Below are 23,164 nucleotides of genomic sequence, written 5' to 3'. Positions count from 1 at the left end.
AAGCATTACTCCTGCTCATGGTTACGCAAATAATAGCCGACACCTCTTCTTGTTACGATCCACAATGGATTACTCGGGTTGTCTTCAATTTTCTCTCTCAGTCTTCTTACAGTAACGTCGACTGTACGTACGTCACCATAATAGTCATAACCCCATACTGTTTCTAATAAGTGCTCTCTCGTCATGACCTGGCCAATATGTCGTGCTAAATAATGAAGCAATTCAAACTCACGGTGTGTCAGTTCAATATACTCTCCATCTCTTGTAACGGTATAGGCATCAGGGTGAATGACCAGTGAGCCGATCGTAATATCACTTGTTTCCCGTTTTTGATTGGCAGGCTCTGTCTGTAAACGACGCAGGTTGGCTTTCACTCTGGCTATTAATTCACGATTGCTAAATGGCTTGGTAACATAATCATCAGCACCAAGTTCAAGCCCTAATACTTTATCGATCTCCGCATCTTTTGCCGTTAACATGATAATCGGCATACTGTGTGTTTTACGGACTTCACGACATACTTCATTGCCGTCCTTCTTCGGCAGCATAATATCTAATAACATCAGATCAGGATCCTCTGTTGTAGCTAGTTCAATGGCTTCATCTCCATCATAGGCACATAAGACTTCGTACCCTTCTTTTTCCAAGTTGAATTTCAATATATCTGCAATTGGCTTCTCATCGTCGACAACTAATATTTTTTGACTCATAGCATGCACGTCCTTTTTCAATTTAATTGTTCTTATGTTCTATTCTAACCGAAATTACTAAAAATGTCTTTTCATGCTTCATGATAAGAAAAAACAGGCATAAATCCGCGAGGTGCTAACTAACATAAGGCGATATACAACTACCAATAATACGGATTATGTAAAGTGGAACTGTACTGCAATGTAGTAATTTTGAAATGTTTTATCTGCGTAGCCAAGCTCCGGAAATATGCTCCGTGCCCCACAGGACGCGAAGTGGTTGGCCGGAGCGGTATCCCAGCACATAAATCATTTCAAAATGACCTCTTGGTTGACATAATCCGTATTATTAGAATCTATATTATTATTATTTCATCTTAAGCCAAAATTCCCCTAATGTGTAAGGAAAGCGCAAGCTCTTGTTTAGAAACGTAGCGATTGGACGGCGTTAATTGGACTCACGGTGAGTTAGAGCAAACCGATGATGACTTTCGCCCAGGCATAAGGGCGATGCAGTTTTTCTTATCTTTTCACAAAAAACCCCTGTTACACCATTGTAACAAGGGTTTCTATCTATCAGGTTGTTTAGTAGGTTTGTTATAGAATTTTATAATACATCTTCTGGATTAACAAGTGAACCGTCTTTATATACTTCAAAGTGTAAGTGTAATCCAGTGGAACGGCCTGTAGAGCCCATTACACCAATTTTTTGTCCTTGTTCCACTGTTTGACCAGCGGAAACACTAATGGAATTCAAGTGTGCGTAAATTGTTTTGTATCCATTGTTATGATCAATGACAATTTTATTTCCATAACCGCCACTAGTCATGCCTGCCGAAACAACTGTACCATTGTCCGCCGCAAGGATGGATCGATTACTTACGCCAGAGATGTCAATTCCTTTGTGGTACGATCCCCATCTGTGTCCAACATGGCTTGTGATCACACCGCCAACTGCTGGCCATTGGAATTTACCAGACCCTCGTGATGGCACGACTTTGCTTCCTTTAACAACTACTTTATCTGTCGGTTCTTTCGTTACATTCTCTTCGGTAACTTCGGATTTTACTGTATTACCATTTACTTTTTCGATTCGGTATTGTTTCTCAACCGTACCATTTTCGCCTTCTTGCGTTACTTTCTCTTCACCTTTGTACATATCTTCCGATTCTTTCGTATCTGTTTCAAAGGCAATTTCTTCTTCTTCCAGCTTCTCTTCCACAACGCTAACTTGTACAAATGGTTCATAGACTGTAACATTCAGTTCATCACCAATTTGAATAGGCGCATCTTCATCCAGTTTAGGATTGAGTTCAAGCAATTTGTCTAGGGAAAGATCATACTGACTAGCGATAGAACCTAGCACATCGCCTTCTTCAACTGTGTGTTTCTTATCTTCCAGTGTCCCTTTTCCAAGTAACGTTACCCCTTGTTCAACGGTAAGCACCTGATTTTCGGGAACTTTTTTATCATTTATTGAAACCTCTTTCGTTAGTGAAACGTCTATAATATGAGAGTCCCCTACAGATAATGGTTCGGTAGACGCTGAATCATTATCTAATTTTTCTAAGACGTCTGCGTCAACATATTTTTCTTTATATGCCTGAATGACTTCATTTACTTTTTCTTCATTAGCAAAAGCACCTACGACATTATCTCCAAATGAGAGCGTCTTTGCTTCCACAGCTACAGTTAAATCTTGATCTAATTGATTTAACACTTCCTGATTATCTACTTGTGGTGTAAATACAGTTTCGGTAACGTAATTTACATCTTCACCAACGGAATATGTATAATCACTTTCTTCCCTTTGGCTGGAAACTTTATCTGCTATGTAGTCTTCTACTACTTCCTTGTTGTCAACGATACCAATATGCTCGTCATCCACATACACATGATAAACTTTAGTTAATTCTGATGCTTCCGCCGATACCGTTTGCGACGAAAGACCTAGTGCGATAACACCAGAAACTGCTAAATGCTTCGCAAATCCTTTCAGGCTTCCTTGCATTGTTACTTCCTCCTATAACCCCTACTAAACTATTATTTTTTTATATCTTCATTTCAAACTTTCTACCTTCACTAATCTAACATAAATAAAACTACGAGAAAACGTTTTTAACAAGACTGTAATGAAACTGTATAATAAGTCCCAATTATTGACATGGTTTGTAATATAACACAAGTTTTTATGTCATTATTCGTAGATTTACGGCTATTCTTCCGGGTTTTTGCTACTTATTAGGTCTAACAAACTGAACGAATCTAATAGGTTATTAGGTTATATTATAGTACACAGCGAATGAGATAAGAGGATCTTCTAATATACAAAAAAGAGCATTCCCTTATGAGAATGCTCTTTAAAAAGCGATTGTCTTGATTCAATTACTCGTTCTTACCAGTTAAAGGAAAGTCATAGTGGTTATAACTTACACACTACACATTAATCTTCATCTACTGGATAAACACCATTCTCGTCATGCACTTCACGTCCACTTAGAGGAGGATTAAATACGCAAACCATTCTAGCATCTTCAATTCCGCGCAGCAGGTGCTCGTCATGTTTATCTAATGCATATAACGTATTAGCTTTAATAGTATGCACTTTACCATCAGAAAGTGTTTCAACTTCTGCATGGCCTTCAATACAATAAACCGCTTCTAAATGATTTTTATAATGAATATGCGTTTCAGTACCTGCACGGATAATTGTTTCATTCACTGAATAACCCATCTGATCATCTTTTGTAAGCAGACGATAGCTAATCCAGTTTCCTCCATCTACAGCACGATCTGTTCCTTTAATATCTTCTAGCTTTACTACTTTCATATTATTATCTCCTTCATCCATGTATTGATAACAAATTTAATTATCTCTCTATATAATGATAAAGAATAAAAGAGGAATTAAACAACTAGTAAAAAACATTCCTAATAGTGAAATGTGGGGATTAGAAGTAGTTAAGCCTACATCGTTTAAAGATTTTACAAAATTGCTATTCTAAGCTCGGCTAAGCTGAATTTTTAAGATTTAACTTGGTTGTGTAGAAGAGGGTACTGGCGCAAATCATCTTATTGACAGTAACGGCATCGTCCTTTACGCTTGAAAAAATCATATTTAAAGCTGTTAATAATACAGATTATGTATACTAGTTGCTTTGTGGCCATTTCTTAATGTTTCATGTGCTGAGATACCGCTCCGGCCAACCACTCGGCGTCCTGCGGGGCAATTTTTAGGAGCTTTTCTACGCATATATTAACTATCAAAATAACCACATTGACATACAGTCCTCTTTATATAATCCGTTTTATCACAATACACATTTTTATTTTCTCAATCTTGAGTGCTCCTTAATAACCATAATCATATTCTTTATTTGCATACAAAAAACCACCCGAGGCAATACCTTGGATGGTTTGGTGATTAGTTACTATAAACACTTCTTACTATATTTGTTTGAGAACGGTCAGGTCCTACTGAGAAGATAGACAATGGAATACCAGTCAACTGCGAGATACGCTCTAAATAGTGACGTGCGTTTTCTGGTAATTCATGCAAGGTTTCCACACCTGTAATATCTTCCGTCCAGCCTGGTAGTTCTTCATATACTGGTTCACATTCTGCCAGTACCTTAAGGCTTGCAGGGAATTCTTCCATGATTTCACCTTTGTATTTATATGCGGTACAGATCTTCAATGTTTCGATTCCAGTTAATACATCAATCGAATTCAAGGATAAATCGGTAATTCCACTGACACGGCGAGCATGGCGAACAACCACACTGTCAAACCAGCCGACACGACGAGGACGACCTGTTGTTGTGCCATATTCGTTACCAACTTCACGAATTTGATCTCCTGTTTCATCATGTAATTCTGTTGGGAATGGACCATCACCGACACGCGTCGTATAAGCTTTCGATACCCCAACAACATGGTCAATTTTAGAAGGACCAACACCTGAACCAATGGTTACTCCACCTGCAATCGGATTGGAAGATGTAACGAATGGGTATGTCCCTTGATCAATATCAAGCATAACCCCTTGCGCACCTTCAAATAATACACGGCGACCATCATCAAGAGCATCATTTAAGACAACGGATGTATCCACGACGTATTTTTTAAGCTGCTGACCATATTCATAATACTCATCAATAATTTCTTCTACTTCTACACGGTCTGTTTCATACACTTTTTCAAACAGTCTATTTTTTTCATTTAAATTGCTTTCCAGTTTCTCACGAAAAGCATCTTTATCTAATAAATCGGCAATACGGATACCAACACGTGCTGCTTTATCCATATAAGCAGGACCGATACCTTTTCGCGTTGTACCAATCTTGTTAGCACCTTTATCTTCTTCTTGCAAAATATCCAGTTTAATATGATACGGTAAAATAACATGAGCACGATTACTGATGCGTAAGTTATCTGTACTCACATCTTTATCATGTAAATATTGTAATTCTTCTACCATTGCTTTTGGGTCGATTACCATCCCATTACCTAATACACAAATTTTATCATCAAAAAAGATTCCTGAAGGTATTAAGTGTAGTTTATATGTAATACCATCAAATTTTATGGTATGACCTGCATTATTCCCACCTTGATATCGTGCTACTACTTCTGCGTTTTGTGAAAGAAAGTCTGTAATTTTACCTTTTCCTTCGTCTCCCCATTGTGTTCCGACAACGACTACTGAAGACATAAACGGCACCTCCGCCTAATCATTTTATTCATTCCGAACTAATTTTATCAATCTTACTGGCTAATGTCAATTTTAATTACGAACATTTTATTGATAATGTCTTTGTATTGTTCGTGAAAAATTATTTACGTTGTACTTACCATTGATTCATTTTTTCCTATTTGCATAGAAATATACTGATTGCTTATGAGAAGCTTTGGGTGAAGATCGAGATTAAAATATCGGGTGTAGGTGGCTACATCATGTGAAAAATTCAAAGCTACCTGTGATAGAGATAATGTAAACTCGCTTATTGATAATCATGATAACCAACCACAGTATACATTCCTTACATAACAAAAAACAGCCCATTTTCACGGACTGTTTCTTTCAATTAATTTTTATATTTATCGAGAATTTTTTGCTCTTCTTCTTCCGTTAGTAATCTGGTTGCTTTGCCGACATTGCCATTCTGTATGGCCCAGATGCGGTTATGATCGGAAACGGCTTGAGAAAAATCATTGTTTTTCCATTTTGTCAGGATTTCGCGATATAAGCTTTCATGGTTAAATTCTTTTTCTTCCAATGCTTTTAGTAAATATGTAATTCGTTCAGGCGTAATCTGATAAAATCCCCATTTATCAGCTGCGTGTACTTTCTGATGTGACATGAAATTTAAATATTCCAGTACGATCTCGTCAGTTAAATCCTCGATAGTAAATGGATCTCCGAACGGATTTAATGATGCCTTATTATCGCTTTCTGCTACTTTCTTTTCCGAAAACTCTACTAATGGATCACTTTCTGCGCTAGTCTCTGTTGCTTCATCCGCTTCATTTCCTGAAACAGTTGCACTAGACGTTTCGGATGAAGATGATGGAGAATATGTCTCATTCAGATTCGTTATGCTTTGATACATATCGTAACCTAAAAATGATGCAATCCCTGCAAAGCTTGTTAAACAAATAATCAGTGTCCACTTATAGATCTTATTCCACACCAGTATGATCCCGCCCTTCCACGATTGCCAAGTGTCTAGTCTCTTTGCAATATCTAAAAAAGCGCATGCTTTACCATCTATTTTATTAGTAATAATTGGAATATACAACCAATAAAGTAATAAATTTTGCATTTTTTCAAACAGATGGTATGAAAAGCACAAACGAACGATTAGAAACGTCGTAATCATTTACAACTTCCTTTAATACGGACTATGTTACTAGCTGTGGGGCCATTTTGAAATGGAGTATGTGCTAGTAAACCGCTTCAGCCAACCACCTCGCGTCCCGTGGGAGTCTAAGTGGTTGGCCTGCGCTAAGGTATAAATTCTACAACTGATGTAACAATTAGCATTTTGAACGCTACCCATCAGTGGCATATTTGATTTTAATCATACATAATGCTTAGCCCCTGTATCTAACTGGTATAAACGTTGTAGCACTTCACTAAAGCGTAGGAAATATGCGTAGACTCCCGTGGGATCAGCGCGAGCTGAAGCCGATCCCCACAGGACGCGGAGCATATTTCCGGAGCTTTGTTAAGCACATACCTATGTCAAAATAATCATTTGATAAAACAGATTAGTTAACTTAACCCGTATTATAAGTACCTATGCCTAACTTCTCTCCATCTTAAGCGAAAATTTTTGTGAATGTATACTTTGCTAAAGAGCAAAAAGAAACGAGCGGTACTATGATACCGCTCGTTTAGATCAGGATGGTGGAATATCACCTTGCTGGTAACGATGATCGAGATCGACGAATTTGTTGTATTCTTTCACAAATGCAAGTTCAACTGTCCCTACTGGACCGTTACGCTGTTTAGCAATAATGATTTCGATAATATTTTGTTTTTCTGATTCTTGATCATAGTAGTCATCACGATACAAGAAGCCTACGATATCGGCGTCTTGCTCAATACTCCCAGATTCACGTAAATCGGACATCATCGGCCGTTTGTCCTGACGGGATTCTACCCCACGTGACAACTGAGATAAGGCGATTAAAGGCACATTCAGTTCTCTTGCCAGTCCTTTTAAAGAACGGGAGATTTCCGAAACCTCTTGTTGACGGTTTTCCTTTGAATTCGCACTACCTTGAATCAATTGCAAATAATCAATTAAAATCATGCCAAGACCGTGCTCCTGCTTCAGCCTTCTACATTTCGAACGAATTTCACTAACACGGATACCTGGCGTATCATCGATAAAGATCCCTGCATTGGACAAACTTCCCATAGCCATCGACAAACGGCCCCAGTCTTCTTCTTCCAGTGCACCTGTCCGCAAGCGCTGGGCATCAATATTACCTTCCGCACAAATCATACGCGAAACCAGCTGATCTGCCCCCATCTCCAAGCTGAAGATGGCCACATTCTCCTGGGTTTTGATCGCGACGTTCTGTGCAATGTTAAGTGCGAAGGCGGTTTTCCCCACAGATGGACGGGCTGCAACGATAACAAGGTCATTACGCTGAAAACCGGAAGTGATTCGGTCCAAGTCACGGAAGCCGGAAGCAATCCCGGTTACTTCCCCTTTATTTTTATGCAGTTGATCAATGTTATCGTAAACGTCGATTAACACATCTTTAATGTTCTTAAATGATGATGCGTTTTTTCGATTGGATACTTCCAAGATTCGTTTCTCTGATTCATTTAATACTTCATCGACACTATCTTCCTTGGAATACGTATCGGTTACGATATCTGTTGCCGTACGTATCAAACGGCGGAGAAGTGATTTCTCCTCCACAATACGGCAATAATAACCGATATTAGCTGCCGTCGGAACTGCATTAGCTAAATCACTTAAATATGACACACCGCCGACATCATCTAATTGCTGGTTATTGGCCAGTAGTGTCGTTGCTGTGACGATATCAATCGGTTCCCCTTTATCTGCCAATTGCATCATTGCGCGAAAAATCAATTGATGACTGGCACGATAAAAGTCCTCTGGCATCAATATTTCTGACGCACTCGAAATCGCATCAGGGTCTAGAAATATGGCACCAATGACGGCTTGTTCTGCCTCTATATTATGTGGTGGTGTACGACCTTGTATCATTTCCGACATCTTATCCGGCACTCCTTCTTGCTTTTCCAGCAAACGTTACAGCTTGACGATCGGCGATTTGCCGAGCCGTAGTTGTACTTATCTCTTATCGTTATAAAAAAGGGAAGCAGTTAAACTTCCCTCGTCCTTATGCTTCTTCTACATGAACACGAATGGTACCTGTTACTTCCGGGTGGAGTTTCACCGGTACGTTGGTATAACCTAATGCACGAATTGGTTGATCTAACTCTATTTTACGTTTATCCATTTTGATATTGTGGTCTTTCTTTAATTGCTCAGCGATTTGTTTACTTGTAATCGATCCAAACAAACGGCCACCATCACCTGATTTTGCTGTTAATTTGACTTCTGTATTTGCTAGTTTTTCTTTAAGTCGTTTTGCTTCATCTACTTCTTCTTGTTCGAGCTGTTTTTCTTTCTTTTTCTGTGCGTCTAGTGCCTTCATATTTCCTTGATTAGCTTCAACTGCTAAGTTATTTTTCAACAGATAGTTTCGAGCGTAGCCATCTGAAACGTTTTTTACTTCGCCTTTTTTACCTTTTCCTTTTACATCTTGTGTTAAAATAACTTTCATTCCGAATCTCCTCCTTCATAGTACTCATCGATAATATCTTTCAGCCATTCGTAAGTATCAATCACCGCAAGGTCATCAAGCTGTGTCGCGGCATTTGTTAAATGACCACCGCCGTTCATTTTTTCCATGATGATCTGTACGTTTACTTGACCGAGTGATCGGGCACTAATGCCGATTCGACCATCCTCTCGTTCGGAAATAACAAAGGAAGCCTCGATCCCTGTCATGGTTAACAAGGTATCAGCCGCTTGTGCAATAACAACTGGACCATAGGTTTCTCTGGAATTCCCTACTGATATGGCGATATTTTCACGATATATTTTCGTATTTTCAATTAATCTGCTTCGTTTCACATATATATCCAAGTCTTCTTTTAAGAATTTCTGAACAAGTACGGTATCAGCACCCTTTGACCGTAAATAAGAGGCGGCATCAAAGGTTCGTGAGCCGGTCCGCAACGTAAAGCTTTTCGTATCGACAATAATACCTGCCAATAATGCAGTTGATTCTAACATATTTAAGGTTAACTTGCTAGGCTGATATTCTAGGAGCTCTGTCACTAATTCTGCTGTAGACGAGGCATACGGCTCCATATAGACTAGCGTCGGATGATCGATGAACTCTTCACCACGACGGTGATGATCAATAACCACCACATGATCGGTTTTATTAATCAGTTTCCCTTCTTGGACTAGTGACGGTTTATGCGTGTCTACGATTACTAATAACGTATCCTTGGTTACAATATCCAGCGCAGAATCTGGATCAATAAAGGACGACCATAGCTCATCATCCTCTTTGATTTCATCGACCAGACGCTGTACACCTGTATCGATATCCTGTTCATCTAAGACGAGAAAACTTTCTACATCATTCGCCTGTGCAATTTTCAATACACCGATTCCAGCGCCGATAGCATCCATATCAGGCGATTTATGACCCATGACAAGCACTTGATCACTCTCTTTGACCAATTCCTTCAGGGCGTGTGAAATAACACGAGCGCGTACTCTAGTACGTTTTTCCATCGGGTTGGTTTTGCCACCGTAAAATCGCACTTTCCCGGAATCATCATCTTTGATAACTACCTGGTCACCACCTCGCCCTAGAGCTAAATCAAGACTGGACTGTGTTAATTCACCTAATTGCGGTAACGTCTCATTTCCAATACCGATTCCAATACTTAGCGTCAGAGGCACATTCTTATCCGAAATCAATTCCCGCACATCGTCCAATATTTCAAATTTCGACTTCTCCAGTTTGGCTAAAATCTGTTGGTTCATCACAGCCAGAAAACGTTCAGAAGACGTTCGTTTCAAATATATACCATGTTTGTTACACCAATTATTTAATATGGAAGTCACCTGTGAGTTAATTTGACTTTTTGCAGTATCATCCATATTTTGTGTAATTTCTTCATAGTTATCTAAAAAAATGATACCTAATACTGTTTTTTCATTTTGATATAACTGATGAAGTTCGGTTTGTTTCGTTCGATCGAATACGTATAACAAGCGTTCATCCCTTTTGTTGTACACTTGGAAATCATACTGGTCGATCGATAGCCAAAAAACTTCTTTATCTTCCTTCAATTTGTTAATAATGTCGCCTGATAAAGCTTCAAGGTTATCTCCGACTAGCGTATAGGCTTTAGTAAACTGACTCATATACGGGTTAGCCCATTCGATTTGATACTCATCATTGTAAAGCATAATCCCGATCGGCATTTCCAGTAATGCCTCTTCGCCTACTTTCTTGACCCGATACGAGAGCGTCGAAATATATTCCTCTGTCTGGTTCACCAGTGCGCGTTCTCGCTTGATACTGTAGTACAAGGACAACGTAAAGAAGACAGTCATGATCAATCCAATGACCCAATGATAATAAAATAAAAAGACTAGCAATACAAAAGAAAGTAGATATATTCCGATAATATGCCGTCCCATTATAACTGGCTTCTCATTAAACTTTGGCATAGTTGTCAGCTCCTAACTAAATTACCCGTTACTTTGCCATTCTGTTTCGCAAATCAAACCCTAAATCAATTATACCTAAGATTCTGAGCAAATAAAGACCTATTGACGGAAAAAACACCAGAACCAATATACTGATAATTGGTAATGCTTTCGACTGTTTCTTCGCATGTGTGTAATAAAAAATAAACGATAACCCTTGCAGTGCGATAATAAGCCCTGCTAAGTGGTAAACATTCCATACAGCTACAGATGGTAAAGTAGAATAATCACCTGCAACAAATAAGGAAACAATTAACGTTAGAAAATAGATCCATAAGATAATCTTTGGCAAACGAAAAAGATGAAAAGGCGGAAAAGAAAGCTGTTGCTTATACACCTTATTCATTACTTTATAGGATAACCACTGTGTCACAATGGCGAGCGCCATCGATACAGCTACCAGAAAAACCGGCAACAGCTGCAGCATGTTCGTCATCTGTTCACGGACTAAATCAAGGTTCTGCTCTCCACCCCCTAGACTTTGGAATAATTCTTCCGTCATTTGCAATGATTGATCCATGGTACTTTCAAAACTCGACATAATCGAAACTTGTAAAACCAATTCTATATAAGCGTAAATCAAGACTAAACCTAATACAAAACCAGCAGTCCCTTTCGCCCATGTCTCATAAGGGTGTTGTCCATGGTTGATGGACCAGCCTATCATACCACCGCTTATCAACGCTAAAGCAGTTAATGGAAACGATAATACTGGTGCTACGAACATGGAGATCACGAGTAATATCGCCATCACAATACTTGTTCTTTTCAGACCGTATGCTTTCATGAGTAAAATGATCGGAATCGGTAAGCAAAATACCGTGAAGATTTGTAATGGCGGGATCAGGATCGTAATCAACAGTAACAGCAAAAAGCTGATAATATTTATATAATAATCCCTTTTTAGTGGTTGTTGGTTCATACATTCCACCTTTTCTTCCTTTATTTGATGTAAAAAGCACAGCTATAAAGCGCTGTGCTTTTTACCTCGTACACTTTTACTACCCTCATTATATACGATCGATATATCCACGACAAATTAAAGCTCTTCTATTCATAATCACCGATTTCTATTATAATGTAAGGAGAACAGTTTAGAGGGGGATAAAGCAATGATTAAGACAATTATTTTTGACCTGGATGATACACTTTTGTGGGATAAAAAGAGTGTCAAAACAGCATTTGAGGAAACGTGTAAAGAAGCAAAGGAAAAATACGATGTAGACCCGGAAAAACTAGAAGAAGCCGTACGTAAAGAAGCACGCACGTTATACCAAGGTTATGAGACCTATTCCTTTACACAACTTATCGGAATTAACCCATTCGAAGGCCTATGGGGCAACTTCCTCGATGATCATACACATTTCCAAAAAATGGCAGAAATTGTGCCAAATTACCGAAAGGAAGCGTGGACAAACGGATTAAAACAGATAGGGATTGAGGATGAAGCGTTTGGAGCTTATCTTGCTGAACAGTTCCCATTACACCGGAAAAAGAATCCTTTTGTATATGAAGAAACATTTGAAGTGTTGGGGAAGCTACAGGGAGATTACCAATTAATTATGCTGACAAATGGTTCGCCGGATTTACAGAACACCAAGTTAACGATCACGCCTGAATTAAAGCCTTACTTTGATCATATTATTATTTCTGGTGATTTCGGAAAAGGCAAACCCGATCCAAGTATTTTTGAACACGTTCTCGAAACAGCTGGCGTGCCGGCCGACCAAGCGCTTATGGTTGGTGATAATTTAATGACAGACATTCTGGGTGCGAACCGTTCTGGTATTAAAAGTGTATGGATCAACCGCGAAAACAAGACCAAAACCGACGTACACCCAACGTATGAAATTAAGCATTTAGCAGAGCTTTATACGTTATTGAAATAATAACGTCTTACTTGATACATAAGTATAGGAAACTTCCTTTAATATGGATTATGTAAAGTGTAGCAGTATGGCAATTTGGTAATTTTGAAATGTTATATCTACGTAGCAAAGCTCCGGAAATATGCTTCGCGTCCTGTGGGGCACAGCTTCAGCTAGGCTACTACTTAAACAACTTCTTTGCTGCCTTGTGCCGAGGAAGCTTACTTCGAAGCGATACTAGTAGACACAGGCACAGACGAAGTGAATCTTCAGCTCGCGCTGACGCATGAGGAGTCTACGCATATTTCCTACGCTTAAGGGAAGGGCTACAACTTTTGAAACAGCTAATAGCAATGGCACTAGTCATTATGTTATCAATTCAAATGCTGTTATTGGTGGATGTGCTCCATGTACTAGCTCTTACAAAGGTTGTAGAGTACCTATCCTAGCGCAGGCCAACCACGGAGACTCCCGCGGGATTGAGCAGGTGCTGAAGATCCACTTTGTAAAGCGGTCTTCTTTAGAAAGTTAGCTTCAGCCGTGCCCCGCAGGACGCGGAGTGGTTGGCCGAAGCGGTATCCCAGCACATGAATCATTTCAAAATGACCACTAAGCAGCTAGTTGACATAATCCATATTATCAGAACCACACTTCTTATAAAAAAGAGCTCTTCCATCATGGGAAAAGAGCTCTTTTTTCATTATTATAATTCCATCGCTGTCAATTTTTCGATTTCTTCTATTTGTTGTAATGCCTCAATATCCGCATCTTCTAGGTTCTTGTCTACGCTCAAGATCATGATTGCTTCGCCGCCAACACCAGAGCGTCCTACTTGCATCGCACCGATATTGATTTCTCGTTGTGCAAGTAATGTCCCTACTTTACCGATTGCACCTGGACGGTCGTTGTGTTTAATAACAACTAAGTTACCCTCTGGTACAGCATCGACACTATATGCATCTACTTGTACAAGACGAGGACCTAAACCACTTAATAATGTACCTGCAACAGAACGTGTTACATTCTTTGTTTTTACTTCTACTTTTAGCAAGTTCGTAAACCCTTTCGGTGTAGATGATTTACTCTCGTTCACCTGGATTCCACGTTTCTCTGCTAAATAAGAAGCATTTACGTCATTTACATGGTCGCCCAGATGACGTTTTAATAGACCTTTAATAGTATTACGTGTCAAAGGTGCTACGTCTAATTCATTCAATTCCCCAGAGTAAGAAATATTAATCTCTTCAATCACACCACTTGTTAAGTATGTCAGGAATGACCCTAATTTTTCTGAAAGATAGAAGTATGGTTCGATTTTGTTTAATACTTCTTTCGGCACAGCTGGTAGATTGACAGGATTTTTTGCTACACCTTCTGTTAAATAGCGAACAACATCATGGCTTACGTCGATGGCAACATTCTCTTGTGCTTCTACTGTACTTGCACCCAAGTGAGGTGTTGCAATCACTTCAGGAAGCTCCAATAAGCGATGATCCGTAGCAGGCTCCTCTTCAAATACATCCAGCGCTGCTCCTGCTACCTTACCAGATTGAATCGCATCATATAAGGCCTCCTCATCGATAATACCACCACGCGCACAGTTAATTATACGCACGCCCTCTTTCATTTTATTGAAGGCATCTTTGTTAAGTAAGTGTTTGGTCTCTTTAATAAGTGGAGTGTGTACCGTAATAAAATCAGCTGCTCCTACTACATCTTCTACTGAGCCAAAATCGACACCTAATTTATCTGCTCTTTCTTTTGTTAAAAACGGATCATAAGCAATAACATTCATGCGTTGTCCTTTAGCACGTGCTGCCACTTCTGCACCGATACGTCCCATACCGATTACACCAAGTGTTTTGCCTTTTAATTCTACACCAACGTGTGTCTTACGATCCCATTTACCATTTTTTAATGCTAAGTATGCCTGTGGGATTTTACGTGCTAGTGACATCAGCATTGCTACTGTATGCTCTGCCGCTGAATTCGTATTACCATCTGGTGCATTAACCACAATCACACCATATTCCGTAGCCGCGCTTAAATCGATATTGTCGACACCAACACCCGCACGACCAATAATTTTTAAATTGGTTGCCCGACTAATAATATCTCGTGTTACTTTTGTTTGGCTTCTGACTAACAACGCATCGTATTCACCAATTATTTCTGCTAGTTCATCTGATGATAAACTAGTATTCACGTCCACTTCTACATTGCCTGCTTTTCGTAATGGTTGAATTCCGTCTTCACTTAATGGATCACTGATTAGTACTTTAAACGCCAAAGTTGTCCCCTCCAAAATTATATAGTCCTGTAAAGCAAAAAAACATTATAAGTGAAATATTTCACTTATAAACCTATTTCCATTGATTATAACTATTATAGCATCTTTAAATTAGAATAAATAGAAATGTAGTAAGAAAATTTAGACACCTCGATTTAAACTATGCCTTCTTAAAGGAAGTTTTCTCTATCATAGCAAATTGACCAATAATGTCAATACGAAACTACCAAAAAGTTCGTCTATCATTCGTGTTTTTAATATTAATAGACTTATAAACGAGCTTATTATTCGGATTTTACAAATCATTCACGAACTTTTTACATGCAGAAGCACGCAAATGTTCTTTGTATTAGGTTGAATGTCTTATGTAACAAGGATCAAAATGATAGAAAGTACAATGTTTCATAATACATATTATATGATTGGCACTGTATGTATTATAATTTGGCTATTTCGACATGTAGTTAGTGGTAGGATACCTTCTACCAACCACTTCGCGTCCTGTGGGTACGGTTGAAGCTAGGCTGCTACTCTTGAAACACTTCTTTACTGCCTTGTGCCGAGGAAGCTTACTACGAAGCGATACTAGCAGACACAAAGTGAATCTTCAGCACCTGCAACGTCCCGTGGGAGTCTATGTGTTGGCCTACGCTATTTTACAGCCCCCTACAAAGAAGACAAAAATGGTCGGGCAACACCATACATTTGGCCTCTTTCCTTCTAAACGATATAAATCTTGCTGTGCTGCTCTTCACTTTTGGCTCCTTTTCTTCTAAACGACACAAATCTTGTTGTGCTACTCTTCACTTTTGGTTTCTTTCCTTCTAAACGATACAAATCTCCATGGCCTGCTCTTCACTTTTGGCTTCTTTCCTTCTAAACGATACAAATCTCCGTGGCCTGCTCTCCACTTTTGAATCCTTTTCTTTTAAACAATACAATCCTCCGTGAATTGTTTTCCAGATGTAATAGCTAGCATATGAAATGGTAACTAACCGTATTTATAGATGAAATATTATATAATACCTATCAAGCATTATGCTTAGAACTTCTGATTTTAGCTGTTTCGTACGTTGTAGGATTTCGCTTAAGTGTAGAAATATGCAGAGACTAAACTTCAGCACAAGGAAGCAATGAAGCAGTACAAATAGTAGCCACTAAGCTAATTGACATAATCCGTATTATAAAAACCAATAAACAAAAAAGAGCTTGAAGCGTAATTGCTTCAAGCTCTTTTGCACCGATACAGTATTATTCACTTGCGTACGGTAATAACGCCATTTGACGAGCGCGTTTAATTGCTTTCGTCAATTTACGTTGATATTTTGCAGAAGTTCCTGTTACACGACGAGGAAGAATTTTTCCACGCTCAGAAACGAAACGTCTTAATAAATCAACATCTTTATAGTCGATGTGTGTAATACCGTTCGCTGTGAAATAACACACCTTACGACGCTTTGCGCGACCACGACGAGCTGCCATAATTAAAAACCTCCTTCAGATTAAAATGGTAAATCATCATCAGAAATATCGATAGGCTCTCCACTATCTTGGAATGGATTCTCATTACCGCTATTTCCTTGATTATTATTATTGTTGTTATTATTATGATTAAATTGATTTTGATTTTGATTTCCTTGACTCGGTTGGTTCTGATTTGGATTATAGCCTTGAGATCCTTGGTTGTTGGGTTGTCCACCACCTGATCCGCCTTTTGTTTCTAAAAATTGGATCGAATCTGCAACTACTTCCGTCATGAAGACTCGCTGACCTTCTTGATTATCAAAACTACGAGTTTGAATACGACCGTCTACACCGACTAGACTTCCTTTGCCCATGTAATTTGCAAGATTTTCTGCTTGCCTTCTCCATGTGACACAGTTGATAAAGTCTGCTTCTCGTTGTCCTTGCTGATTAGAGAAAGGACGGTTACAAGCTACGGTAAAATTAGCTACGGCTACACCATTTGGCGTATAACGTAAGTCAGGATCTTTGGTTAACCTGCCGACAAGTACGACACGATTTAACATCAGAACCACTCCTTATTATTGATCGTCTTCACGAATTGCCATGTAACGAATAACATCATCAGAGAATTTCGCTTGACGATTGAATTCATTAATAGCTGTTTCATCACCTGTAAAGTTGATTAGTACATAATAACCATCACGGTAGTCGTTGATCTCATAAGCAAGACGTTTCTTACCTACTTCTTCAACTTTCTCGATTTCCGCGCCGTTATCTGTAAGGAATCCGTTGAAACGCTCGATTAGCGCTGTTTGAGCTTCCTCTTCGATATTTGGGCGGATGATGTACATGATTTCATACTTATTCATCCGTTTACACCTCCTTTTGGTCTTGGCGGCCCTATTATTTCAATAGAGCAAGGAGTAATTGTCTCATTACTCACAATAAAATATTATACCAATAATGTTATGCAAATGCAAACATTATTTCCATCAAGACAAGTGATCCCGCTAAACGTTATACATTAAATCGGAAATGCATGACATCTCCATCTTTCACTATATATTCTTTACCTTCTAAACGCACTTTCCCTTTTTCCTTCGCTGCCTGTTCGGATCCAGCTTCCACTAAATCATCATATGACACGGTTTCAGCACGAATAAAACCTTTTTCAAAATCACTATGGATAATACCTGCTGCCTGAGGTGCTTTAATCCCTTTACGGAATGTCCATGCACGCACTTCTTGTACACCTGCAGTGAAGTAAGTTGCTAATCCAAGTAATTGATACGTTGCCTTAATCAACTGATCCAGACCTGATTCAGCAATACCTAATTCTTCTAGGAACATTTCTTTCTCTTCACCGTCTAATTCTGCAATTTCAGATTCTACCTTCGCACTTACTACAATAACTTCCGCTTCATCTTTCTCAGCAAAGTCTTTCACCAGCTGTACATATTCGTTTTTATCCGCTTCTAACAATTCATCTTCACCAACATTGGCAACATATAATACGGATTTACTCGTTAATAGATGTAAGCCTTTCACGATCTTTTGCTGTTCATCTGTAAATGATACAGCTCGTGCTGGTATTTCTTCTTCAAAAGCATCGCGCAACTTCGCAAGGACTTCAAATTCTGCCATCGCTTCTTTATCTTTCTGTTTTGCCATTTTTTCGACACGTTGAATTCGCTTCGAAACGCTCTCTAAATCTGCGAGGATTAACTCCAGATTAATCGTTTCAATGTCGGAAATTGGGTCGACTTTTCCAGAAACATGTGTAATATTCTCGTCTTGGAAACAACGAACGACGTGGCAAATAGCGTCTACCTGACGAATATGTGAAAGGAATTGGTTACCTAATCCTTCCCCTTTACTTGCACCTTTTACAATCCCCGCAATATCCGTAAACTCAAACGCTGTTGGGATTGTTTTCTTCGGATTGACTAATTCTGTTAGCTTCTGTAATCGTGTATCAGGTACTTCTACAATCCCTACATTGGGGTCAATTGTACAAAAGGGATAGTTTGCAGATTCTGCACCTGCTTGTGTAATCGCGTTAAATAAAGTTGACTTACCCACGTTAGGTAATCCAACGATTCCAGCTGTTAATGCCATGTAAACTTTCACTCCTTAAGGATTCCGTCCATATGAACGTATCTGTCATAACAATTATAGTGATACTTCTCTTAAAAGACAAGTTATTAAAAAACAAAAATCAAGGGATTGGGACCCTTGATTTGGTGCTTTTTCTATACAAAGAAATTGATTTTCTTATGGTGCACAATAGTGAAAAAAGCAATTTGTTTCACGTGAAACATTTTTTGAAGGAATTAATCTTGACGCTCCAATACCTTTTTCATCTTTTGCTCAAAACGTTTACGTGGTAACATGACACTATGGCCACAACCTTGGCACTTAATACGAATGTCCATCCCCATACGAATTATCTGCCAACGATTCTCCCCGCATGGATGGGCCTTTTTCATTTCGACAACATCATTTAATTGAAAGTCTTTACGCTCCATGTTATCACCTCTATCTTACACATTCTCTCTCCATTATATTAGATTTTCTTATAAAAAGGAAATAGTAAGATAGCACAGAGTAAATACAAATTTACAATTCCATAGATTGGATACAACAAAGCTATTAACGTTGAAAAACCTATATTTGTCAAAGGTGTTAAAATGAGCAGTAAACCAAGTGCAATTTTCCACATGTGGTGCTGAAAGAATTCCTGGACTCTTGTTACCAGCCCCATCACTCCCGAAATAGCAGTTGTAAAAATGGCAAACCAAAGCAAGATGGACATAATAATGTACGTATAACTTGGATAATTCTTTAATATGGCAAACAGTGGGATTTCATATAAAATAATAACCTCAGATATTTGAATTAAACTGTTATTATAAATGAAAGAAATCACACCTAATATTAAGCCGCTACCCACACTGGCAATAATGATTTCTCCATTTGTTTTTATCTTATCCCCTATCGCTCCCAAAACGGCTAATATGGACAAAATATTTAGTGCCGTAAAAGTAAAAGCAGCCGTCCAGTTTGCCTGATGGTCCAATGACAAAATATAAGTTAATTGCTCATCTATCGTATACACAATGAGAATAGACAAGAGACCGATTATTAACAGGGGCAAAATGATTACATTAAATGTCAAAACACCTTGAATCCCCCGTAAAAAAATCAAAATAATGCAGATAACAATAACTCCAATCCCAACCCATTTAGATAAATGAAAAGCTTCAAACGTCGCCCCACTTCCCGCGATCATGATCACGGTTGTTGACATTAAATAAAAGAAAATTAATATATCATAAAAACGGGCAATTTTCTTTCCAAGGATCAGTTCCAGTAATGTAAAATAATTGGATGTTTGATATTGAAAACTGACCTTCATCATAATGGCAATAGCACAGATAAATAGAATCGTAAATAAGATGATGGCTAGTCCACTTTCATGACCAAAAAATTGCCATAACTCTCTGCCCGATGCATATCCTGCACCGACCATCGTACCTACTATTAAAAACATCCATCTCATACCTGATTTCCACATATCTCTGCCTCCAACAAAAGCTTTAGATATATTAAAAATATGCAAAGATGGACAAAGGTATGAAAAAAAATTCCCTTCTACTAAAATAGAAAGGAATAGCTAAAATAAAAGATAATAAAGACGAAAATACCTGGCAAAAAATCACCTATTTTTATCTTGGTAATATTAAGGATATTTAAGCCTATCGCCAGGATAAATAAACCACCAATGGCTGTTATTTCATTAATAAAACCATCCAATACTGTTTGTGGTACCCATTGATTAATTTGTACTGCCAAAAGTGCTATCGATCCTTGATACAAGACAACGGGAATAACAGAGAAAATCACACCGTAACCTAATGTTGATGTTAGGACCATTGCCATAAAACCATCTAAAAATGCTTTAGTGTATAATACTTCATGATCACCGCGAAGTCCGCCATCTAGCGCTCCTACAATAGACATAGCTCCTACAACAAATATGAGTGTTGCCGTAATAAATCCTTCGGTAAGTTCTGAGTTGCCATTTTTACTTACCAGTCCTTCCAGTTGTTCACCTGCAATGTTCAATTTCCGTTCTAAGTGAATACCAGCACCAATCATAGCTCCGATTAACACACTTATCAAAATCAGGATAATGTTTTCGCCTTGTACTGCCATTTGTATTCCAATTATAGTTACAACCAAGCCAATTCCTTGCATCGCCGTTGTCTTTAACCGATCAGGAATATTTGTAAAGACAAGGCCAATTAATGTTCCTGCAATAATGCATATACCATTTACGATCGTTCCTAATAATGCCATCTTTATGTCCACCTCATCTGCTTTTCACATAAGGAAAAATAACTTATCGCCAAATACTGACAAAAGCCTTCGTTCTCTTATACTGTGTTCCTTCAAATTTTTTTACGTGTAACGACTCATTGGGTAAATTCCATGCTGAGTTAAACTTGACTTAATCCAAATTATTCTATCTAATTATAGAGCTACCTATAATATGGATTATGTAAACTAGACAATTTATCACCATTTTGAAATGGTTTATGTGCAAGGGTACCGCTCCGGCCAACCATACCGCGTCCTGTGGGGCATGGCATCATGTCAAAATAGCCAAATTGTAATACAATTCACATACATAATCCATATTATAAGTGCAATTCACTACTTTCTTACTCTAATCCTTATACTTTTAATACCGTGAAAAAGCCTGATTATTTGCCAGGCAAACAATCAGACTTTCTTATTCCATCATCTCTAAGATGCGATTCAAGTCATCATCAGAGAAAAATTCAATTTCGATCTTTCCTTTACGTTTTCCTTTATTAATCGAAACATTGGTACCAAAATACTCTTTTAAATGGTTCTCTTTTTCTGTAATAAAGATATCTTTTCTCGCTTTTTTCTTTTTCAGCGGTTGCTGATTATTGAGTTCATTGATTAGTCGTTCGACTTGGCGTACGTTTAGTTTTTCTGATGTGATGCGGTTCACTACTGGTTTTATTTTGTTTTTATCCTTTAATCCTAATAACGCTCTTCCATGTCCCATTGAGATAGCACCATGATTAATCTGCACGATGACATCGTCTGGTAAACTTAATAATCGCACTAAGTTTGCAATATGTGACCTGCTTTTGCCTAAACGTTTTGCCAATTGATCCTGTGTGGTTCCTAATTCATTAATGAGACGATCATAAGCGGTTGCTTCTTCAATTGGTGTTAAATCCTCACGCTGGATATTTTCCAATAAGGCTAATTCCATCATTTGTTCGTCTGTTAATTCTCTAATGATGACAGGAATGGTATCAAGATTAGCCTCTTTTGCAGCACGATACCGTCTTTCTCCTACGACAATCTCATAGCCTCTAATACTTTTTCGAACGATTAATGGCTGTAGAATACCATGCTGTAAAACAGATTCTTTTAATTCCTCAATCGCATCAGCTTCAAATACTTTACGTGGTTGATACGGATTAGGTCGGCATTTATTTAACTCTACATGCTCGATTTTATCCGAATCTTGTTCTTCGATTTCCGGAAAGAATGCATCCAAACCTTTACCTAACCCTCTAGCCATCTGCAATCACTTCCTTCGCTAAATCTAAGTACACCTCTGCACCTCTCGATTTGGAATCATATGTGATAATGGGTTGTCCATGACTTGGCGCTTCACCTAAACGGATATTACGTGGAATAACTGTGTTGTACACTTTATCTTGAAAATATTTTTTCACTTCGTCGATTACCTGTAAGCCTAGATTAGTTCTGGCATCTAGCATAGTTAGAAGTACGCCTTCTATCATCAATTCTTTATTCAAATGCTTCTGAACCAGGCGAATCGTGTTCAATAATTGACTTAATCCTTCTAAGGCATAGTACTCACACTGCACTGGGATAATCACTGTATCCGAAGCGGTTAGCGCATTGATTGTTAACAGTCCTAATGAAGGTGGACAATCAATAATAATGTAATCATAATGATCACGAATACTATCTAACGCTTTCTTTAATCTTACTTCACGTGAAATAGTAGAAACTAACTCAATTTCTGCCCCTGCCAATTGAATAGTAGCTGGAATAATATCAAGGTTGTCGATATCTGTTTGCACACACACGTTTTCTGCCTCAACATCATCAACCAAAACATCGTATATACAGTGACTGACATCAGCTTTATTGATCCCTACCCCACTCGTAGAATTCCCTTGAGGGTCTATGTCAACGATTAATATTTTTTTATTAAGATGTGCTAAACAAGCACTTAAGTTAACAGACGAAGTTGTTTTACCGACGCCACCTTTCTGGTTTGCTACGGCTATTATTTTTCCCATGATGTCACCTACCTCTTGCTTCTTTTCCTTATATTCTATCACTAAATGCGCACAATCTATAAATTTTTTTCTATTTTCTTAATAAATAGGACGATATTATTAATAGATT

At 38.4% G+C, this 23,164-nt stretch carries 20 protein-coding genes; 1 reads left to right on the top strand and 19 read right to left on the bottom strand.

From position 1 onward, the window contains the following. Positions 1-5: 5 nt before the first annotated feature. From yycF to MUN88_RS05790, 9 genes are all read right to left on the bottom strand, one after another. Positions 6-710 carry a response regulator YycF gene (yycF, locus tag MUN88_RS05830; RefSeq protein WP_244722025.1) on the bottom strand — a complete coding sequence of 235 codons (705 nt, stop codon included), beginning with the start codon at positions 708-710 and terminating at the stop codon, positions 6-8. Positions 711-1,296: 586 nt separating this feature from the next. Further along, on the bottom strand, positions 1,297-2,700 hold the full coding sequence (locus MUN88_RS05825; protein WP_244722022.1) for a peptidoglycan DD-metalloendopeptidase family protein: 1,404 nt from the start codon (positions 2,698-2,700) through the stop codon (positions 1,297-1,299). A gap of 432 nt (positions 2,701-3,132) precedes the next feature. After that, positions 3,133-3,519, bottom strand: coding sequence for an ectoine synthase (locus MUN88_RS05820; RefSeq protein ID WP_244722019.1), 387 nt, complete (start codon positions 3,517-3,519; stop codon positions 3,133-3,135). A gap of 594 nt (positions 3,520-4,113) precedes the next feature. After that, entirely contained in the window at positions 4,114-5,403 is a 1,290-nt protein-coding gene (locus MUN88_RS05815; protein ID WP_244722016.1) for an adenylosuccinate synthase, read from the bottom strand. A gap of 373 nt (positions 5,404-5,776) precedes the next feature. Next, positions 5,777-6,571, bottom strand: a complete 795-nt coding sequence (locus tag MUN88_RS05810; RefSeq protein ID WP_244722014.1) for a DUF6241 domain-containing protein — start codon at positions 6,569-6,571, stop codon at positions 5,777-5,779. 522 nt (positions 6,572-7,093) lie between these two features. Beyond that, positions 7,094-8,455 carry a replicative DNA helicase gene (dnaB, locus tag MUN88_RS05805; RefSeq protein WP_244722012.1) on the bottom strand — a complete coding sequence of 454 codons (1,362 nt, stop codon included), beginning with the start codon at positions 8,453-8,455 and terminating at the stop codon, positions 7,094-7,096. A gap of 127 nt (positions 8,456-8,582) precedes the next feature. Beyond that, the gene (rplI, locus tag MUN88_RS05800; RefSeq protein WP_244722009.1) at positions 8,583-9,029 is read right to left on the bottom strand and encodes a 50S ribosomal protein L9; all 447 of its coding nucleotides are present in this window, start codon (positions 9,027-9,029) and stop codon (positions 8,583-8,585) included. Then, positions 9,026-11,005, bottom strand: coding sequence for a DHH family phosphoesterase (locus MUN88_RS05795; RefSeq protein ID WP_244722008.1), 1,980 nt, complete (start codon positions 11,003-11,005; stop codon positions 9,026-9,028). The genes rplI and MUN88_RS05795 overlap by 4 nt, the downstream gene beginning before the upstream one ends. Before the next feature lie 28 nt (positions 11,006-11,033). Then, on the bottom strand, positions 11,034-11,966 hold the full coding sequence (locus MUN88_RS05790) for a YybS family protein (protein ID WP_244722005.1): 933 nt from the start codon (positions 11,964-11,966) through the stop codon (positions 11,034-11,036). A 190-nt stretch (positions 11,967-12,156) separates the two neighbouring features. Between MUN88_RS05790 and MUN88_RS05785 the strand changes: the two genes are divergently transcribed. Then, complete coding sequence (locus tag MUN88_RS05785) at positions 12,157-12,933, top strand: HAD family hydrolase (protein WP_244722002.1); 777 nt, start codon at positions 12,157-12,159, stop codon at positions 12,931-12,933. 682 nt (positions 12,934-13,615) lie between these two features. Here MUN88_RS05785 and serA read toward each other — a convergent pair. From serA to MUN88_RS05735, 10 genes are all read right to left on the bottom strand, one after another. Continuing rightward, positions 13,616-15,202, bottom strand: a complete 1,587-nt coding sequence (serA, locus tag MUN88_RS05780) for a phosphoglycerate dehydrogenase (protein ID WP_244721999.1) — start codon at positions 15,200-15,202, stop codon at positions 13,616-13,618. A 1,251-nt stretch (positions 15,203-16,453) separates the two neighbouring features. Then, complete coding sequence (gene rpsR / locus MUN88_RS05775) at positions 16,454-16,684, bottom strand: 30S ribosomal protein S18 (protein ID WP_244721997.1); 231 nt, start codon at positions 16,682-16,684, stop codon at positions 16,454-16,456. Positions 16,685-16,704: 20 nt separating this feature from the next. Further along, positions 16,705-17,232: a single-stranded DNA-binding protein gene (ssb, locus tag MUN88_RS05770; protein ID WP_244721995.1), complete on the bottom strand. Its 528-nt coding sequence runs from the start codon at positions 17,230-17,232 to the stop codon at positions 16,705-16,707. A gap of 15 nt (positions 17,233-17,247) precedes the next feature. After that, positions 17,248-17,538, bottom strand: a complete 291-nt coding sequence (gene rpsF, locus MUN88_RS05765) for a 30S ribosomal protein S6 (protein WP_244721993.1) — start codon at positions 17,536-17,538, stop codon at positions 17,248-17,250. Between the two features lie 148 nt (positions 17,539-17,686). Beyond that, the gene (ychF, locus tag MUN88_RS05760) at positions 17,687-18,787 is read right to left on the bottom strand and encodes a redox-regulated ATPase YchF (protein ID WP_244721990.1); all 1,101 of its coding nucleotides are present in this window, start codon (positions 18,785-18,787) and stop codon (positions 17,687-17,689) included. 215 nt (positions 18,788-19,002) lie between these two features. After that, positions 19,003-19,197, bottom strand: coding sequence for a DUF951 domain-containing protein (locus MUN88_RS05755; protein ID WP_244721974.1), 195 nt, complete (start codon positions 19,195-19,197; stop codon positions 19,003-19,005). Positions 19,198-19,235: 38 nt separating this feature from the next. After that, a complete protein-coding gene (locus MUN88_RS05750; RefSeq protein ID WP_244721971.1) occupies positions 19,236-20,246 on the bottom strand; it encodes a hypothetical protein in 1,011 nt (336 codons plus the stop codon). Positions 20,247-20,326: 80 nt separating this feature from the next. Beyond that, complete coding sequence (locus MUN88_RS05745; RefSeq protein ID WP_244721968.1) at positions 20,327-21,031, bottom strand: DUF554 domain-containing protein; 705 nt, start codon at positions 21,029-21,031, stop codon at positions 20,327-20,329. A gap of 436 nt (positions 21,032-21,467) precedes the next feature. Next, a complete protein-coding gene (locus MUN88_RS05740) occupies positions 21,468-22,301 on the bottom strand; it encodes a ParB/RepB/Spo0J family partition protein (RefSeq protein ID WP_244721965.1) in 834 nt (277 codons plus the stop codon). After that, complete coding sequence (locus MUN88_RS05735; RefSeq protein WP_244721962.1) at positions 22,294-23,055, bottom strand: ParA family protein; 762 nt, start codon at positions 23,053-23,055, stop codon at positions 22,294-22,296. Before MUN88_RS05735 ends, MUN88_RS05740 begins: the two co-directional genes overlap by 8 nt. Positions 23,056-23,164 lie beyond the last annotated feature (109 nt).

This window comes from Gracilibacillus caseinilyticus (genome assembly GCF_022919115.1).
In the GTDB taxonomy this organism is placed as follows: Bacteria; Bacillota; Bacilli; order Bacillales; family Amphibacillaceae; genus Gracilibacillus; species Gracilibacillus caseinilyticus.
Note: the sequence above shows the minus strand (reverse complement) of the source record. Positions and strands in the feature narration are given on the sequence as shown.

Bases quoted from the DNA above. Each gene is read 5' to 3' on its own strand.
- yycF (WP_244722025.1), bottom strand. From the start codon at position 710: ATGAGTCAAAAAATATTAGTTGTCGACGATGAGAAGCCAATTGCAGAT.
- MUN88_RS05825 (WP_244722022.1), bottom strand. From the start codon at position 2,700: ATGCAAGGAAGCCTGAAAGGATTTGCGAAGCATTTAGCAGTTTCTGGT.
- MUN88_RS05820 (WP_244722019.1), bottom strand. From the start codon at position 3,519: ATGAAAGTAGTAAAGCTAGAAGATATTAAAGGAACAGATCGTGCTGTA.
- MUN88_RS05815 (WP_244722016.1), bottom strand. From the start codon at position 5,403: ATGTCTTCAGTAGTCGTTGTCGGAACACAATGGGGAGACGAAGGAAAA.
- MUN88_RS05810 (WP_244722014.1), bottom strand. From the start codon at position 6,571: ATGATTACGACGTTTCTAATCGTTCGTTTGTGCTTTTCATACCATCTG.
- dnaB (WP_244722012.1), bottom strand. From the start codon at position 8,455: ATGTCGGAAATGATACAAGGTCGTACACCACCACATAATATAGAGGCA.
- rplI (WP_244722009.1), bottom strand. From the start codon at position 9,029: ATGAAAGTTATTTTAACACAAGATGTAAAAGGAAAAGGTAAAAAAGGC.
- MUN88_RS05795 (WP_244722008.1), bottom strand. From the start codon at position 11,005: ATGCCAAAGTTTAATGAGAAGCCAGTTATAATGGGACGGCATATTATC.
- MUN88_RS05790 (WP_244722005.1), bottom strand. From the start codon at position 11,966: ATGAACCAACAACCACTAAAAAGGGATTATTATATAAATATTATCAGC.
- MUN88_RS05785 (WP_244722002.1), top strand. From the start codon at position 12,157: ATGATTAAGACAATTATTTTTGACCTGGATGATACACTTTTGTGGGAT.
- rpsR (WP_244721997.1), bottom strand. From the start codon at position 16,684: ATGGCAGCTCGTCGTGGTCGCGCAAAGCGTCGTAAGGTGTGTTATTTC.
- ssb (WP_244721995.1), bottom strand. From the start codon at position 17,232: ATGTTAAATCGTGTCGTACTTGTCGGCAGGTTAACCAAAGATCCTGAC.
- rpsF (WP_244721993.1), bottom strand. From the start codon at position 17,538: ATGAATAAGTATGAAATCATGTACATCATCCGCCCAAATATCGAAGAG.
- ychF (WP_244721990.1), bottom strand. From the start codon at position 18,787: ATGGCATTAACAGCTGGAATCGTTGGATTACCTAACGTGGGTAAGTCA.
- MUN88_RS05755 (WP_244721974.1), bottom strand. From the start codon at position 19,197: ATGGAGCGTAAAGACTTTCAATTAAATGATGTTGTCGAAATGAAAAAG.
- MUN88_RS05750 (WP_244721971.1), bottom strand. From the start codon at position 20,246: ATGTGGAAATCAGGTATGAGATGGATGTTTTTAATAGTAGGTACGATG.
- MUN88_RS05745 (WP_244721968.1), bottom strand. From the start codon at position 21,031: ATGGCATTATTAGGAACGATCGTAAATGGTATATGCATTATTGCAGGA.
- MUN88_RS05740 (WP_244721965.1), bottom strand. From the start codon at position 22,301: ATGGCTAGAGGGTTAGGTAAAGGTTTGGATGCATTCTTTCCGGAAATC.
- MUN88_RS05735 (WP_244721962.1), bottom strand. From the start codon at position 23,055: ATGGGAAAAATAATAGCCGTAGCAAACCAGAAAGGTGGCGTCGGTAAA.